The following is a 16,467-nucleotide window of genomic DNA, read 5'->3' as shown; positions in this document are numbered from 1 at the left end:
CGCGGGTCTCCTCCCGGCGGTCGAGCCGCTCGGCCTCCGCCGTCGCGGTCGCCCCTCGCGTGGTGCGCTGCGCCGCGGTCCGGCCCCCCGACCGCGTGCGCGCTGCCCGATGCCGGTGTCCCGGCCGTCGCGCCTGTTGACGTTCATGTCCCCTCCCCCTCTTCGTCCGTCCCACTGCCGTCCCCGGGGGCCGACCGGGATCCCTCGCGGACCCCGGTGACCCCGTCCCCGGTTGGTGCATCGCCTTGACCCGGCGGCGGTACCGTTCGCGGTCGGTACGCCCCTGCCGGGCCGCCTCCGGGTCGAGCCGTTCCGCGGCCCGCAGCCGCACCGAGGCGGCGCGCGGGTTCGCGGCCACCTCGGCCTCCCCGGCGAGCTCGGCGCCCCGGCTGAGCAGCCGGAACGTCGGACCCGACCCGGGCAGTTCGACCGGGAGGTCGATCGGGCCCTTGCTGCGGACCCGGTCGGCGAGCGCCTGCTTGGTGAGCCGGTCCTCCAGCGAGTGGTAGGACAGGACCACCATGCGGCCGCCCACGGTGAGCTTGTCGAGAGCGGCCGGCAGCGCCGTCTCCAGCGCTGCCAGCTCCCTGTTTACCTCGATCCGTAAAGCCTGAAACGTTCTCTTTGCCGGGTGTCCCCCGGTTCGTCGGGCTGGTGCCGGAATGCTCTCTCTGACCAGCTCGGCCAGCCGCGCCGACGAGGTGATCCGGGCGCGCTCCCGCTCCCGGATGATCGCCGAGGCGATCCGCCCGGCGAACTTCTCCTCGCCGTACACCCGCAGCACCCGGGCCAGCTCCGGGTGGCCGTAGGTGTTGACCACCTCCTCGGCGGTCACCCCCCGGGTCTGGTCCATCCGCATGTCCAGCGGCGCGTCCTGCGCGTACGCGAACCCGCGGTCGGGCGCGTCCAGTTGCAGGGACGAGACGCCGAGGTCGAACAGGATCCCGTCGATCGCCGGGTAGCCGAGCCGGTCGAGCACCTCGGGCAGCTCGTCGTAGACGGCGTGCTCGAGGTGGATCCGGTCGGCGAACCGGGCCAGCCGGACCCGCGCGTGGGCGAGGGCCTCGGTGTCCCGGTCCAGGCCGATCAGCACCGTGTTCGGGTGCGCCTGAAGGACCGCCTCGGCGTGCCCGGCCAGGCCGAGCGTCGCGTCGACGTAGACGGTGCGCGCGTTCCGACCCAGCGCGGGGGCCAGCAACTCGAGACACCGCTCGAGCAGCACCGGCACGTGCGTGCCACGTAGCTCCCCCATGTCGACCCCCACTGGTTGAAACCCACTTCCGTCCGTGTCGCGTCCTGCCGTCGCCACGACGCCTCGCCATACCGCCAGATCCCCATCCGCTCCCGCCCGCCGGAGGCCGCGGCCCCCCGATACGGATCGTGCGCCTGGCACCGGGGAAGGGGTGCCAGGAACTCGAAAGCGGCTGGAGATCTCGCAGTACGCCGGGCGTCGCCACGCCCTACAGACCGCCGGGCAGCACCCCCTCCTCGATGTCGGCGAAGTCGTCTTCGCTCTCCGCGAGGTAGGCCTCCCAGGCCGCCCTGTCCCAGATCTCCACCCGGGTGCTCGCGCCGATCACGACCAGATCGCGGTCGAGGGCGGCGTACGAGCGCAGATGCCCGGGAATGGTCACCCGGCCCTGCTTGTCCGGGACCTCGTCGTGCGCGCTGGCGAAGAAGACCCGGCTGTAGGCCCGGGCCGCCTTGTGCGTCATCGGCTGCGCGCGCAACTGCTCCGCGATCCGCTGGAACTCGGGCATCGGGAAGACGTAGAGGCAGCGCTCCTGCCCTTTGGTGATCACGACACCCCCCGCCAGCTCATCCCGGAACTTCGCCGGAAGGATCAACCGGCCTTTGTCGTCCAGGCGCGGAGTGTGGGTGCCGAGGAACATCGGCCCAACCCCCTCGCCCTGAGCGGCGTTCGCGGCGCCGCTGACCCCCCGGGCCGGTGCGGCCCTCCCGGCCTCACCATTGCGCCCCACTCTACTCCACTTCCCTCCACCCGCAACCAGAAACGCCCGCGTGGCGCGGCGTTTCCGAGCGCAAAAGCGCACGTCAAAGGGGGTGGGGCGGAGTGGAGGGCCGCGGCGGCCCGCCGGCCGCGTCCGCTACCCGACATTGATCGACTCCATCCGGCCGAGCGTCGACCGGCCGTCCCGCCGGGTCACCCCGGCCGAACGGATCGCGGTCCGCGGCGATCTGGTGGCGCCGCGGGTCCGGTAACCTCGCTCGGGTGACGGACGCGAAGATGCCCCTGCGGGCAAAGGTGGCCAGCTCGGTGTCGCGGACCGCCGCGGCGCTGTCGCGGGCGGCCGGCCGTGGCGACGGCTCGGTGATCGGTGGCTGGATCGGCCTCAAGATCGACCCCGACCTGCTCGTGCACCTGTCGGCGGGGCGGGCGATCGCCCTGGTGTCCGGCACCAACGGCAAGACCACCACCACCCGGCTCGCCACCGCCGCCGTCGGAGTGCTCGGCCGGGTCGCCACCAACTCCTTCGGCGCCAACATGCCCACCGGCCACACCTCGGCCCTGGCCAAGGCCGGCAGCACCCCGTACGCGGTGCTCGAGGTGGACGAGCACTACCTGGCCCAGGTGTTGGAGGCCACCGAGCCGCACGTGGTGGCGCTGCTCAACCTCTCCCGCGACCAGCTCGACCGGGCCAAGGAGGTCGCCATGATGGCGCAGCTCTGGCGCGCCGCGCTGGTCCAGCACCCCGACGTGCGGGTGGTCGCCAACGCCGACGACCCGATGGTCGTCTGGGCCGCCACCCCGCCCGCCGACCCCGCCCGCGGCCACATCCCGCCGCACGTCACCTGGTTCAGCGCCGGCCAGCGCTGGCACGACGACTCGTGGGTGTGCCCGGAGTGCGGCTCGACCATCGAGCGCTCGGGCGAGCAGTGGCGGTGCACCGGCTGCCCGCTGCGCCGCCCCGAGCCGCAGTGGACCGTCGAGGACGACGGCGTGCTCGACCCGACCGGCGCCTGGCACAAGGTGCAGCTCCAGCTCCCCGGCAAGGTCAACCTGGGCAACGCCGCGACCGCCCTCGCGGTGGCCGCCGAGTTCGGCGTACGCCCGGTGGACGCGGTGTCCCGGCTCGGCACGGTCAGCTCGGTCGCCGGCCGCTACGCCCAGGTGGATCGGGACGGGCGCAACATCCGGCTGCTGCTGGCCAAGAACCCGGCCAGCTGGCTGGAGGCGTTCGACATGGCCGACGAGGCGCCCACCCTGCTCTCCATCAACGCCCGCGACCCCGACGGGCTGGACACCTCCTGGCTCTTCGACGTCGACTTCGCCCCGCTGCGCGGTCGGCAGGTGCTGATCACCGGCGACCGGGCGTACGACCTGGCCGTCCGGCTGGACGTCAACGGCGTGCCGTTCCAGCACGTGCGGACGTTCGACGACGCGATCCGGGCGGTGCCACCGGGCCGCCTGGAGGTCATCGCCAACTACACCGCCTTCCAGGACATCCGAGCGGAGCTGGACCGTGTCAACTGAGAGCCTGCGCATCGTCTGGATCTACCCCGACCTGCTCTCCACCTACGGCGACCGGGGCAACATGCTGATCCTGGCCCGCCGGGCCCAGCTGCGCGGCATGCCGGTCGAGGTGCTGGAGGTCCGCTCCGACCAGCGGCTGCCCGCCACCGCCGACATCTACCTGATCGGCGGCGGCGAGGACGGCCCGCAGGCGCTCGGCGCCCAGCGGCTGCTCGCCGACGGCGGGCTGCACCGGGCGGTGGCCCAGGGTTCGGTGGTCTTCGGCGTCTGCGCCGGCTACCAGCTTCTCGGCAGCTCGTTCTTCGCCAAGGGCACCAAGTGTGCGGGACTGGAGCTGCTCGACCTCTCCTCCGACCGCGGCCCCGCCCGGGCCGTCGGCGAGCTGGCCGGCGAGGTCGACCCGCGGCTCGGCATTCCGGCACTGTCCGGCTTCGAGAACCACGGCGGACGCACCCACCTCGGGCCGGGCGTCTCGCCGCTGGCCCGGGTCACCACCGGGGTGGGCAACGACGGCGCCACCGAGGGCGCGTGGCGGGGCAAGCTGCTCGGCACGTATTCGCACGGGCCCGCCCTGGCCCGCAACCCGGCGCTGGCCGACCTGCTGCTGCGCTGGGCCACCGGCGTCCACCAGCTCCCCGCGCTGGACGACACCTGGGCCGAGCGGCTCCGCTCGGAACGCCGCGCCGCGGTGGCGGCCGCCGCCCGGGCGTGATCCCCACCGTCCGGCGGCTGCTCCGCCAGCCGTCGGCACGGCGGTTCGCCCTGCTGCTGCTCCTGCTCGCCGGCTTCGGCGTCCTGCTGCTCCTGATGCCCCGGCCGGACCCGGCCCAGCTCCCCCGGCTGGCCGACGCCCTCGACGGGTACGCCCCGGTCGCCGCGATCGCCGGCGGGGCGCTGCTGCTGGTGGCGCTCGTGCCGCGGACCTTCGTCACGCTCGCGGCCGGGGCGATCTTCGGCCCCCTGGAGGGCGCCGGGTACGCCCTCGGCGCCGCGCTGCTGGCCGCGGCGGTCGGCTTCACCGTCGGCCGCCTGCTCGGCCGGGAGTTCGTCGCGGAACGGGTCCGCGGCCGACTGGCCCGCCTCGACGGCTGGTTCGCCCGGCAGAACGTGCTCGGAGTGGTTACCGTCCGGCTGCTGCCGATCGCCGGCTTCGGCCTGGTCAGCTACGGGTACGGCACGACCAGCGCCCGGGTGCTGCCGTTCCTGGCCGGCAGCGTGATCGCCTCCGCCCCGACCGCCTTCGGTTACGCCGCCCTCGGCGCGGCGGTCAGCTCGCCGGGCCACGTCAACTGGTACGCCGCCGCGCCGGCCAGCCTCGGGCTGATCGCCAGCGTGGTGCTGATCCACCGCTGGTGGCGCGCCGAACGGCGGCGCCGGCCGAGCCCGGCCTGATGCGGCCGGTTCCCCGGCCGTAGCCCCGGCGGACCCGCCACGTGACGCCTGCGTTGTCGGGGCAGCCGGTCGCGCCGGTGCCGGCCGATCCCGGAGCGGGACTGCCCGCGAGCGACATACCTGAAAGTCATAAGTATGCCCCAGCGTCATATCGCTCGGGACCGCATCCGCCTCCCGCCGAACGGCACGAAAGCCGCCGGAACGCCGAGCACCCGTCTCGACCGCCCTGGCCCCGGCCACGCCGAGGCACGCCCCGAGGTGGGCGCGCCTCCGGGTCGGCGAGCGTCAGGCGACGACCGAGACCATCCGCCCCTTCACCACGATGACCTTGCGCGGCTCCTTGCCGGCCAGCGGACCGGCGACCGCCGCCAGCGCCGCCGCGCGCACCTCGTCCTCGGGCGCGTCGGCGGGGACCTCGATCCGGCCGCGGACCTTGCCGTTGATCTGCACCGGGTAGGTCACCGTCTCGGCGACCAGCATCGCCGGGTCGGCGGTCGGGAAGTCCGCGTACGCCAGCGAGCCGTCGTGGCCCAGCCGCCGCCACAGCTCCTCGGCGATGTGCGGAGCGAACGGCGCCAGCATCAGCACCAGCGGCTCGGCCACCTCCCGCGGCGTGGCGGACAGCCGGGTCAGCGCGTTGGTCAGCTCGATCAGCTTGGCGATCGCGGTGTTGAACCGGATCCCCTCCATGTCGCCGCGGACCCCGTCGATCACCTGGTGCAGCAGCCGGCGGGTGGCCTCGTCGGCCGGCACGTCGGTGACCCGCGGGTCCCCGGTCTGCTCGTCGACGATCGCCCGCCAGACCCGCTGCAGGAACCGGTACGAGCCGACGACCGCGCGGGTGTCCCAGGGTCGGGACACCTCCAGCGGGCCCATCGACATCTCGTACACCCGGAAGGTGTCCGCGCCGTACGCCGCGCACATCTCGTCCGGGGTGACCACGTTCTTCAGCGACTTGCCCATCTTGCCGTACTCGCGGCGCACCTCGGTCTCGCCGTGGAAGAAGCGGCCGTCGACCTCGACGACCTCCTCCGCCGGCACCACGGCCTCGCGGGCGTCCCGGAACGCGTACGCCTGGATCATGCCCTGGTTGAACAGCTTGCGGAACGGCTCGAACGACGAGACGTGCCCCAGGTCGTACAGCACCTTGTGCCAGAACCGGGCGTACAGCAGGTGCAGCACGGCGTGCTCGGCGCCGCCGACGTACAGGTCGGTGCCCCCGCAGTCGCCCGCCCCGCGCGGTCCCATCCAGTACGCCTCGTTCGCCGGGTCGACGAACCGCGCGGTGTTCGTCGGGTCCAGGTAGCGCAGCTCGTACCAGCAGGAGCCGGCCCACTGCGGCATCACGTTGGTCTCCCGGGTGTAGCGCTTCGGCCCGTCACCCAGGTCCAGCTCCACGTCCACCCAGTCGCGCCGCCGGGACAGCGGGGTCTCCGGGTTGCTGTCGGCGTCCTCCGGGTCGAACGTCTTCGGCGAGAAGTCGTCCACCTCGGGCAGCTCGACCGGCAGCATCGACTCGGGCAGCGCGATGGCGGCCCCGGTCTCGTCGTACACGATCGGGAACGGCTCGCCCCAGTAGCGCTGCCGGGAGAACAGCCAGTCGCGCAGCCGGTAGGTCACCGCGCCGGCGCCGTACCCGTTCGCCTCCAGCCAGGCGATGATCGTCGCCTTGGCGTCGGCGACTCCCAGGCCGTTCAGGTCCAGGCCGCGGTCCGGCGCGGCGCTGTTGATCGCCGGGCCGTCCCCGGTGTACGCCTTGCCGTCGAAGCCGTCGGCCGGCTGCACGGTCCGCACGATCGGCAGGTCGAAGACCTCCGCGAAGGCCCAGTCCCGCTCGTCCTGCCCGGGCACCGCCATGATCGCGCCGGTGCCGTAGCCGGCCAGCACGTAGTCCGCGATGAAGATCGGGATCTGCCCGCCGGTGACCGGGTTGGTCGCGTACGCGCCGACGAAGACGCCGGTCTTCTCCTTGGTGTCGGCCTGCCGCTCCACGTCCGTCTTGGCCGCGGCGGCCTTCCGGTACGCCTCGACGGCCGCCCGCGGGCTGGCGTGCCCGCCGGTCCAGGCGTCCTTCGTCCCCGCCGGCCAGGCCGCCGGCACCAGCACGTCGACCAGCTCGTGCTCGGGGGCCAGCACCATGTAGGTGGCGCCGAAGACGGTGTCCGGCCGGGTCGTGAACACCCGGATCGGCTCCAGGGTGGTGGGGAAGTCGATGTGCGCGCCGGTGGACCGGCCGATCCAGTTGCGCTGCTGCAGCTTGATCGGCTCCGGCCAGTCCAGGGTGTCCAGGTCGTCCAGCAGCCGGTCACCGTACGCGGTGATCCGCATCATCCACTGCTTCAGGTTGCGCTTGAAGACCGGGAAGTTGCCCCGCTCGGAGCGACCGTCGGCGGTGACCTCCTCGTTGGCCAGTACGGTGCCCAGCCCCGGGCACCAGTTCACCGGCGCCTCCGAGACGTACGCCAGCCGGTGGTCGTCGACGATCGCCCGCCGCTCGGCCACGGTCAGCTCCGCCCAGGGGCGGCCGTCCGGGGTGGGCCGGTTGCCTCCCTCGAACTCGGCGATCAGCTCGGCGATCGGGCGGGCCTTACCGGCCTCCGCGTCGTACCAGGAGTTGAAGATCTGCAGGAAGATCCACTGGGTCCAGCGGTAGAAGTCGGTGTCGATGGTCGCCACCGTGCGCCGCTCGTCGTGGGCCAGTCCCAGCCGGCGCAGCTGCTCCTTGTACCGCTCGATGTTCGCCACCGTGGTGGTGCGCGGGTGGGTGCCGGTCTGCACCGCGTACTGCTCGGCGGGCAGGCCGAACGCGTCGAAGCCCATCGCGTGCAGCACGTTCCGCCCGGCCATCCGCTGGTAGCGGGCGAAGCAGTCGGTGCCGATGTAGCCCAGCGGGTGGCGACGTGCAGGCCGCGCCGGAGGGGTACGGGAACATGTCCAGCACGTACAGCTTCTCCGCGCCCGCCCGCGGGTGGTCGGGGTCGGCCAGCGGCCCGGCCGGGTTCGGCGCGTGGAAGGTGCCCTCCCGCGCCCAGCTGTCCTGCCAGCGGTGCTCGATCTCGCCGGCCAGGGCGGCGGTGTACCGGAACGGGGGAATGTCGGTCGCCGGTGCGGCTGCCTCGCTCATGGCGTCTCCTCGGCGCTTCATGTCGGATATGGGGAGGTCTGCTCAGGGCACAAAAAAGCCCCTCACGCAGGAGGGGCCGCCGTGCTGTCGCGCGTTCAGCGCATCAGCACGGCCCGGTAAGAAGCAGGAAGACTCCGGCCATGACCGGCAGTGTACCCCGCGCGGGGACGGCCCCGCCGCCCGCCGGCACGCGTGGGGCACGTCCGGCCCGCCGCCGCGTTCTCCCCCGGTCCCGTCGCCCGCCGCCGCGCGGTGCCCGGCGGGACTCCGGTCATCGAGCCGCAAACGGGCACGCGTCCCCCGTCCGGCGAATATTCCGGGCGTAACCGACCGACCGGCTGCGGGGGTCGGCGATCACGACAAACATGGTTAGCCTGAGAGGCCAGTGAGATTTCTGCGGCAAACGAGGCTCGCACGACGCGAACCCAACGGCGGGTCCAGGTGCTCTATACAGAGCTGCCGTCCGGCGACGAGGAGGAGGCCCGTGACACAACAGACCTGGGACGAGGTGGGCGGTCTGCTGCCGCACGACGAGTTCCGCGCCGCCAGCGAGGCCATCGTGGCCAACATCGAGCAGGTCATCGAGGGCAAGACGGCCACCGTCCGGCTCGCCCTGGCCGTGCTGCTCGCCGAGGGCCACCTGCTCATCGAGGACGTCCCCGGCGTCGGCAAGACCAAGCTGGCCAAGGCCCTCGCCCGCTCGATCGACTGCTCGGTGCGCCGGATCCAGTTCACCCCCGACCTGCTGCCCAGCGACGTCACCGGGGTGAGCGTCTACAACCAGGAGACGCACGACTTCGAGTTCCGCCCCGGCGCGGTCTTCGCCAACCTGGTGGTCGGCGACGAGATCAACCGGGCCTCGCCGAAGACCCAGTCCGCCCTGCTGGAGTGCATGGAGGAGCGGCAGGTCACGGTCGACGGGGTGACCTACCAGTTGCAGACCCCGTTCATGGTGATCGCCACGCAGAACCCGATCGAGATGGAGGGGACGTACCCGCTGCCGGAGGCGCAGCGCGACCGGTTCACCGCCCGGATCGCGATGGGCTACCCGGACGTCGGCGCCGAGCTGGCCATGCTGGACGGTCACGGGGCCACCGACCCGCTGAACGAGCTGCGCCCGGTCTCCGACGCGGCCATCGTGCGCCGGCTCATCGCGACCGTCCGGCAGGTGCACGTCGCCGACGCCGTCAAGCAGTACGCGATCGACCTGGTGACCGCCACCCGCGAGGCCCCGGACCTGCGCCTCGGCGCCTCCCCCCGGGCCACCCTCCAGCTGCTGCGCACCGCCCGCGCGGTGGCCGCGCTGGAGGGGCGCGACTACGTCCTGCCCGACGACCTCCAGGCGCTCGCCGTGCCGGTGCTGGCGCACCGGATCATCCCGACCGCCGACGCGCAGCTGGCCCGCCGCACCACCGACGCGATCGTCGCCGAGCTGGTGCACCGGCTGCCGTTGCCGCACGACCGCAAGCGCTCCCCGTACGACACCCGGCCGGCCAGCGGCAACGGCCACGGGCCGTTCGAGCCTCGGAGGCCGTGAGGTGCGCGACGGCCTGCGCGGACTGACCACCCGGGGCCGCTCGTTCCTGGCGGCCGCGCTGGCCGCCGCGGTCTCCGCCGGCATCCTCGGCGAGAAGGACCTGCTGCGGGTGGCCATCCTGCTCGCCGTCCTGCCGCTGCTCGCGGCGGCGTACGTCGGGCGCAGCCGGTACAAGCTGGCCTGCAACCGGTCGCTGGAGCCGCACCGGGTGCCGGTCGGGGCCAGCTCCCGGGTGGTGCTGCGGTTGCAGAACCTGTCCCGGCTGCCCACCGGCACCCTGCTGCTGGAGGACCGGCTGCCGTACGCCCTGGGCAGCCGGCCCCGGGTGGTGCTGGAGCGGCTCGGCGCGCACCAGGCCAGCTCGGTGGCGTACACGGTCCGCGCCGACGTGCGGGGCCGGTACGAGGTGGGCCCGCTGGTGGTCCGGCTCACCGACCCGTTCGGGTTGTGCGAGCTCACCCGCGCCTTCCCCAGCACCGATCACCTCACCGTCATCCCGCAGGTCACCCCGCTGCCCACGGTCCGCCTGCCCGGCGAGTACGCCGGCAGCGGCGACAGCCGGGCCCGCTCGGTGGCGGTGCACGGCGAGGACGACGCGGCCACCCGGGAGTACCGGGTGGGCGACGACCTGCGCCGGGTGCACTGGAAGTCCACCGCCCGCACCGGTGAGCTGATGGTGCGGCGCGAGGAGCAGCCCTGGGAGAGCCGGGCCACGGTGGTGCTGGACACCCGCGCCTTCGGCCACCGGGGCGACGGGCCGACGGCCAGCTTCGAGTGGGCGGTCTCCGCCGCGGCCAGCATCGCGGTGCACCTGCGCCAGGCCGGGTACAAGCTGCGCCTGGTCACCGGCTCCGGCGCCGACGTGGACGCCACCGAGGGGGCCGGCGACGGGCTGCTCCTCGACCACCTCGCCGAGGTCCGGCTGGACAAGCGGGTCGAGATCACCACGTTGGTCCAGCAGGTCCGGCAGCGGGCCGACGGCGGCCTGATCATCGGCCTGTTCGGTGCGCTGAGCACGGCCGAGGCGGAACTCCTCGGCGGGCTGCGGGGCAGCGGCGCCACCTGCGTCGGTTTCGTCCTGGACAGCTCCACCTGGCTCAACCTGCCGGCGAAGGCCCGGGCCGAGGCGGAGCACGCGCACGGCGCCGCGGCGCTCGCCCTGCTGCAGAGCGGGTGGCGGGTGATCGGCGTGGACCACGGCAGCCGGCTGCCGGTGCTGTGGCCGCAGGCGGCCCGCGGCTCGCAGGGCTTCGCGCTGCGGGCGGCGCTGGCCGAGACGGTGGCCGGAGGCGTGCGATGACCGGAAGGACGACCTCGTGACCGCGACCCGGAACCTCGGCTTCGTCGCCGCCGCGGCGACCCTGCTGGCCGCGGCGCCGCTGTCGGCCATCTTCCAGCGCTGGACGTGGCTGGTCCAGGCGGCCATCGTGGTGGCGGTGGTGGCCGGGGCGGCCGCGCTGAGCCGGCTGGTCCGGGCCCCGCTGTGGGGCCAGGTGCTGGCCATGCTCGCCGGCCTGCTGCTCGCCCTCACCTGGATCTTCCCGGGCGGCACCGAGCTGCTCGCGTTCCTGCCCACCCCGGGCACCTTCGCCCACTTCGGCGAGCTGTTCGGCGCGTCGGTGCAGGACATGCGCTCGTACGGCGTGAAGGTGCGACGTCGACTCGCTGCTGTTCCTCACGGTGCTCGGCATCGGCGGGGTCGCGGTCGTGGTCGACGTGCTGGCGGTGGGGCTGCGCCGGCCGGCGCTGGCCGGCCTGCCGATGCTGGCGATCTACTCGGTGCCGGTGGCGGTCTACGTGGACAGCGTCCCCGCCACCCCGTTCGTGGTGGGCGCCTGCGGATACCTGTGGCTGCTGGTCACCGACAACGTCGACCGGGTACGCCGCTTCGGCCGCCGGTTCACCGGCGAGGGCCGGGACGTCGACGTGTGGGAGGCGTCGCCGCTGGCCGCCGCCGGCCGCCGGCTGGCCGTGGTCGGCGTCGCGCTGGCCGTGGCGCTGCCGCTGGCCGTGCCGGGGATGACCGGCGGCCTGATGGACGCGGTCGGCTCCGGGACGGGCAACGGCACCGGCCGGCCGGGGCAGGGCGGCAGCCCGGGCCGGATCGACCTGTTCGCCGCGCTGAGCGGCCAGCTCAACCAGTCCGAGGTGGCCGACCTGGTCAAGGTCACCACCACCGAGCCGGCGCCGTTCTACCTGCGCTTCGGGGTGGCCGACGAGCTGCGCCCGGACGGCTTCCGGGTGCGGGTCCCGACCGGCCGGCCGGCCAACCGGACCCTGCCCGACCCGACGGAGCGGGCCGGCCGGGGCGTCAAGCAGGAGCGCTACCGGGCGACCGTCGAGGTGACCAAGAACCTCAACATGCCCCTGCTGCCGGTGTACGCGGAGCCGGTGAAGGCCGAGGACCTCAGCGGCAGCTGGCTCTACGACCCGAACCTCCAGATCCTCTTCTCCAACCGGGAGAACTCGCGGGGCAAGCGCTACTCGTTCGACTACGTCCGCTCGACGTACAGCCCGGCGGCGCTGCGCGCGGCGCCGTCGCTCTCCGCCGACGACCCGGTGCTGCGCCAGCAGACCGTGGCCCCGGTGGTACGCGAGGTCGACAAGCTGGTCGACCAGCTCGTCGAGGGCAAGCAGAACGACTACGACAAGGTGCGGGCCATCTACGGCTACTTCTCGGTCGAGAACGGCTTCACCTACTCGCTGTCCACCAAGGGCGGCACGAGCGGCGACGACATCACCAACTTCCTCGCCACCAAGGTCGGCTTCTGCCAGCAGTACGCCGCCGCGATGGCGTGGCTGGTCCGCCGGGCCGGCATCCCGGCCCGGGTGGCGTTCGGCTTCACCAACGGCAGCAACTCGGGCGGCGACACGTACGTGCTGACCAACCGGAACCTGCACGCCTGGACGGAGGTCTTCTTCGGCGGGATCGGCTGGGTGCCGTTCGACGCCACCCCGGCGGCGAGCGTCCAGGGATCGAACCGGGCTGGATGTTGGCCCACTTGTCCGCGCTCCAGCTCAGCAGCTCGCGGCGCACGTCGTAGCCGTGCACCGGCTGCATCCACTTGACCAGCCCGAGAATCATCATCCGCGTCGCCGACATCGGACAAGCGTAATAAACAAGTTTGACTAGTGCTCGGCGTTCGAGTGCGGCATCCCACACTGAGCGATCGTTAGGGCCGCAGAGGCCGGCCGATACACTCCCGGCATCGACCTCCCGGGAGGAGCCACCAAGGTGCGCAAGGTACTCATCGCCAACCGCGGCGAGATCGCCGTCCGCGTCATCCGCGCCTGCCGCGACGCCGGTCTGGGCAGCGTCGCCGTCTACGCGGACTCCGACCGGGACGCCCTGCACGTCACCCTCGCCGACGAGGCGTACGCGCTCGGCGGCGACACCGCGGCGGAGAGCTACCTGCGGATCGACAAGCTGATCGACATCGCCGGGAAGTCCGGCGCCGACGCCGTGCACCCCGGCTACGGCTTCCTCTCCGAGAACGCCGACTTCGCCCAGGCCGTCATCGACGCCGGGCTGACCTGGGTCGGCCCCACCCCGCAGGCCATCCGCGACCTCGGCGACAAGGTGACCGCCCGGCACATCGCCCAGCGCGCCGGCGCGCCGCTGGTCCCCGGCACCCCGGACCCGGTCGGCAGCCCCGACGAGGTGATGGCCTTCGCCGTCGACCACGGCCTGCCGGTGGCCATCAAGGCCGCCTTCGGCGGCGGCGGTCGCGGCCTCAAGGTCGCCCGCACGATGGAGGAGATCCCGCAGCTCTTCGAGTCGGCCACCCGGGAGGCGGTCGCCGCGTTCGGCCGGGGCGAGTGCTTCGTCGAGCGGTACCTGGACAAGCCGCGGCACGTCGAGGCGCAGGTCCTGGCCGACCAGCACGGCAACGTGATCGTGGTGGGCACCCGGGACTGCTCGCTGCAGCGCCGGCACCAGAAGCTGGTCGAGGAGGCCCCCGCGCCGTTCCTCACCGAGGCGCAGCGCCGGCAGATCCACGACAGCGCCAAGGCCATCTGCCGGGAGGCCGGCTACCACGGCGCCGGCACCGTCGAGTACCTGGTCGGCGCCGACGGCATCATCTCCTTCCTGGAGGTGAACACCCGGCTGCAGGTGGAGCACCCGGTCACCGAGGAGACCGCCGGCATCGACCTGGTCCGTGAGCAGTTCCGCATCGCCGACGGCGAGAAGCTGCGCTTCACCGAGGACCCGACCCCGCGCGGGCACGCCATCGAGTTCCGGATCAACGGCGAGGACCCGGGCCGCAACTTCCTGCCCGCCCCGGGCACCGTCACCGCGCTGCGGCTCCCCACCGGCCCGGGTGTGCGGGTGGACACCGGCATCTCGGCCGGCGACGTGATCGGCGGCAACTTCGACTCGCTGCTGGCCAAGGTGATCATCACCGGCGAGACCCGGGCCGAGGCGATCGAGCGGGCCCGCCGGGCACTGGACGAGATGGTGGTGGACGGCATGGCCACCGCGCTGCCCTTCCACCGGCTGGTGGTCCGGGACGAGGCGTTCACCGCCGAGCCGTTCACCGTGCACACCCGGTGGATCGAGACCGAGTTCGACAACACCGTCCCGGCCTTCACCGCCGCCGCCGGCGCCGCCGAGGCGCCGGCGGAGCGCGAGACCGTCGTGGTCGAGGTGGGTGGCAAGCGGCTGGAGGTGACTCTCCCCGCCGGCCTCGGCGCCGGTACGACCACCGGCGCGCCCGCCGCGAAGAAGCCGGCCCGCCGGGGTGGCGGGGCCAAGGCGGGCGCGGCGGTCAGCGGGGACGCCCTCACCTCCCCCATGCAGGGCACCATCGTGAAGATCGCGGTGGCCGACGGCGACACCGTCGCCGAGGGCGACCTGGTCGTCGTGCTGGAGGCGATGAAGATGGAGCAGCCGCTGCACGCCCACAAGGCGGGCACGGTGAGCGGCCTCTCCGCCGAGGTCGGCGCGGTCATCACCGCCGGCGCCGCCATCTGCACCATCGCCTGACCCGTCGCCTCCCGGCCGGCTCGCCGGCTGCGGGGACCGACACCACCGCGAGCGATATGCCTGTGAGTCATATTTATGCCTCCCAGGCATATCGCTCACCAGGTACATGGCCCCCCGACGCGACCCGTCGCCGCCCGGACACCGGGCCAGCGGCCGTGCCCTCGGCTCGCGGCGCGGGCGCACGGCGGCCAGCCGGGTGGTTTGGGCCACCAGCGGGAGCGGTCCGGGGCGCGAGCAGGAATGATGTTCAGGTGCAGTTCCTTCATGGCGCGGTCCCCGCGCACGACCTGACCTACAACGACGTCTTCATGGCGCCGGCCCGCTCCGAGGTGGGCTCGCGGCTCGACGTCGACCTGTCCACCGGCGACGGCACCGGCACCACCATTCCGCTGGTGGTGTCGAACATGACCGCGGTCGCCGGCCGCCGGATGGCCGAGACGGTCGCCCGGCGCGGCGCCATCGCGGTGATCCCGCAGGACATCCCGATCGAGGTGGTGGCCAACGTCGTCGCCTGGGTCAAGCAGCGGCACCTGGTGCACGACACGGCGATCACCCTCGGCCCCACCGACACCGTCGGCGACGCGATCCACCTGCTGCCGAAGCGCTCGCACGGCGCGGTGATCGTGGTCGACGAGGCCGGCCGCCCGCTCGGCGTGGTCACCGAGGCGGACACCGTCGGCGTGGACCGGTTCGCCCAGCTCCGGCACGTGATGTCGACCGAGCTGCACACCGTGCCGGCGGACGCCGACCCGCGTACCGGCTTCGACCGGCTCTCGGCCGGTCGACGGCGGCTCGCCCCGGTGGTGGACTCGGACGCCGGCTGGTCGGGGTGCTCACCCGCCAGGGCGCGCTGCGCGCCACCCTCTACAAGCCGGCCGTGGACGACCGGGGCCGGCTGCGGATCGCCGCGGCGGTGGGCATCAACGGCGACGTCACCGGCAAGGCCGCCGCGCTGCTGGAGGCGGGGGTGGACACGCTGGTGGTGGACACCGCGCACGGCCACCAGGAGCGGATGATCTCGGCGCTGCGGGCGGTGCGCAAGCTCGACCCGGCGGTCCCGGTCGCGGCCGGCAACGTGGTCACCGCCGACGGGGTACGCGACCTGGTCGAGGCGGGCGCCGACATCGTCAAGGTCGGCGTCGGCCCCGGTGCGATGTGCACCACCCGGATGATGACCGGGGTGGGTCGGCCCCAGTTCTCGGCGGTCCTCGACTGCGCGGCGGCGGCCCGGGAGCTGGGTCGGCACGTCTGGGCGGACGGCGGCGTACGCCACCCGCGGGACGTGGCGCTGGCCCTGGCCGCCGGGGCGTCGAACGTGATGATCGGTTCCTGGTTCGCCGGCACCTACGAGTCCCCGGGCGACCTCTACACCGACGCGGACGGCCGCCGGTACAAGGAGAGCTTCGGGATGGCGTCGGCCCGGGCGGTCAGCGCGCGTACGGCCGAGGACAGCGCGTTCGACCGGGCCCGCAAGGCGATCTTCGAGGAGGGCATCTCCACGGCCCGGATGTACCTGGACCCGGCCCGGCCCGGCGTCGAGGACCTGATCGACGAGATCATCTCCGGGGTACGCAGCGCCTTCACCTACGCCGGCGCCCGCAACCTGGACGAGTTCCACGAGCAGGCCCTCGTCGGCGTGCAGAGCGCCGCCGGCTACACGGAAGGCATGCCCCTCCCCACCAGCTGGTGACCCCTCGGCCCCCGCGGGGGCGGCGTCACTCGAAGAGGCGGCGGATCACGGCGCGGGCGCCGTCCTCCGGGTTGTCGCCCGAGCCGGGCGGCAGGGCGCCGGCCAGCCGGAGGGTGGCGAAGCCGTGCACGATCGACCAGGCCGGCGGATCACGGCGCGGGCGCCGTCCTCCGGGTTGTCGCCCGAGCCGGGCGGCAGGGCGCCGGCCAGCCGGAGGGTGGCGAAGCCGTGCACGATCGAC

At 73.4% G+C, this 16,467-nt stretch carries 7 protein-coding genes and 5 pseudogenes; 8 read left to right on the top strand and 4 right to left on the bottom strand.

Features of this window, described 5'->3' with window-relative positions:
• Window positions 1-143: 143 nt before the first annotated feature.
• Window positions 144-1,252, bottom strand: a pseudogene (rsmH, locus tag JNW87_RS20775) (16S rRNA (cytosine(1402)-N(4))-methyltransferase RsmH).
• 208 nt (window positions 1,253-1,460) lie between these two features.
• Window positions 1,461-1,892 carry a division/cell wall cluster transcriptional repressor MraZ gene (gene mraZ / locus JNW87_RS20770; protein WP_089013373.1) on the bottom strand — a complete coding sequence of 144 codons (432 nt, stop codon included), beginning with the start codon at window positions 1,890-1,892 and terminating at the stop codon, window positions 1,461-1,463.
• A 356-nt stretch (window positions 1,893-2,248) separates the two neighbouring features.
• On the opposite strand from mraZ, the gene JNW87_RS20765 reads away from it, so the two are divergent.
• The 3 genes from JNW87_RS20765 to JNW87_RS20755 are packed head-to-tail and all read left to right on the top strand — an operon-like array spanning window position 2,249 to window position 4,888.
• Window positions 2,249-3,496 (top strand): MurT ligase domain-containing protein, encoded by a 1,248-nt coding sequence (locus JNW87_RS20765; protein ID WP_109804330.1) that lies wholly within the window; start codon window positions 2,249-2,251, stop codon window positions 3,494-3,496.
• Window positions 3,486-4,208 carry a type 1 glutamine amidotransferase gene (locus tag JNW87_RS20760; protein ID WP_109804319.1) on the top strand — a complete coding sequence of 241 codons (723 nt, stop codon included), beginning with the start codon at window positions 3,486-3,488 and terminating at the stop codon, window positions 4,206-4,208. Before JNW87_RS20765 ends, JNW87_RS20760 begins: the two co-directional genes overlap by 11 nt.
• Window positions 4,106-4,888 carry a TVP38/TMEM64 family protein gene (locus tag JNW87_RS20755; RefSeq protein WP_375373528.1) on the top strand — a complete coding sequence of 261 codons (783 nt, stop codon included), beginning with the start codon at window positions 4,106-4,108 and terminating at the stop codon, window positions 4,886-4,888. The genes JNW87_RS20760 and JNW87_RS20755 overlap by 103 nt, the downstream gene beginning before the upstream one ends.
• A gap of 285 nt (window positions 4,889-5,173) precedes the next feature.
• On the opposite strand, the pseudogene leuS reads toward JNW87_RS20755, so the two are convergent.
• Window positions 5,174-8,012, bottom strand: a pseudogene (leuS, locus tag JNW87_RS20750) (leucine--tRNA ligase).
• Window positions 8,013-8,496: 484 nt separating this feature from the next.
• Between leuS and JNW87_RS20745 the strand changes: the two are divergent.
• The 5 genes and pseudogenes from JNW87_RS20745 to JNW87_RS20725 all read left to right on the top strand — a co-directional run bounded on the left by JNW87_RS20745 (window position 8,497) and on the right by JNW87_RS20725 (window position 16,226).
• Entirely contained in the window at window positions 8,497-9,549 is a 1,053-nt protein-coding gene (locus JNW87_RS20745) for a MoxR family ATPase (protein WP_109804321.1), read from the top strand.
• 1 nt (window position 9,550) lies between these two features.
• Entirely contained in the window at window positions 9,551-10,849 is a 1,299-nt protein-coding gene (locus JNW87_RS20740) for a DUF58 domain-containing protein (RefSeq protein WP_109804322.1), read from the top strand.
• 16 nt (window positions 10,850-10,865) lie between these two features.
• Window positions 10,866-12,612: pseudogene (locus tag JNW87_RS20735) on the top strand (transglutaminaseTgpA domain-containing protein); the annotation flags it as partial.
• Between the two features lie 172 nt (window positions 12,613-12,784).
• The gene (locus tag JNW87_RS20730) at window positions 12,785-14,536 is read left to right on the top strand and encodes a biotin carboxylase N-terminal domain-containing protein (RefSeq protein WP_109804248.1); all 1,752 of its coding nucleotides are present in this window, start codon (window positions 12,785-12,787) and stop codon (window positions 14,534-14,536) included.
• 251 nt (window positions 14,537-14,787) lie between these two features.
• Window positions 14,788-16,226 (top strand): annotated as a pseudogene (locus JNW87_RS20725) (GuaB1 family IMP dehydrogenase-related protein).
• A 25-nt stretch (window positions 16,227-16,251) separates the two neighbouring features.
• Here JNW87_RS20725 and JNW87_RS20720 read toward each other — a convergent pair.
• Window positions 16,252-16,467: pseudogene (locus JNW87_RS20720) on the bottom strand (TetR family transcriptional regulator); the annotation flags it as partial.

Origin of the sequence: Micromonospora sp. ATA51 (assembly GCF_016802855.1) — a bacterium.
GTDB classification, from domain to species: Bacteria; Actinomycetota; Actinomycetes; order Mycobacteriales; family Micromonosporaceae; genus Micromonospora; species Micromonospora sicca.
Note: the sequence above shows the minus strand (reverse complement) of the source record. Positions and strands in the feature narration are given on the sequence as shown.

Bases quoted from the DNA above. Each gene is read 5' to 3' on its own strand.
- mraZ (WP_089013373.1), bottom strand. From the start codon at position 1,892: ATGTTCCTCGGCACCCACACTCCGCGCCTGGACGACAAAGGCCGGTTG.
- JNW87_RS20765 (WP_109804330.1), top strand. From the start codon at position 2,249: ATGCCCCTGCGGGCAAAGGTGGCCAGCTCGGTGTCGCGGACCGCCGCG.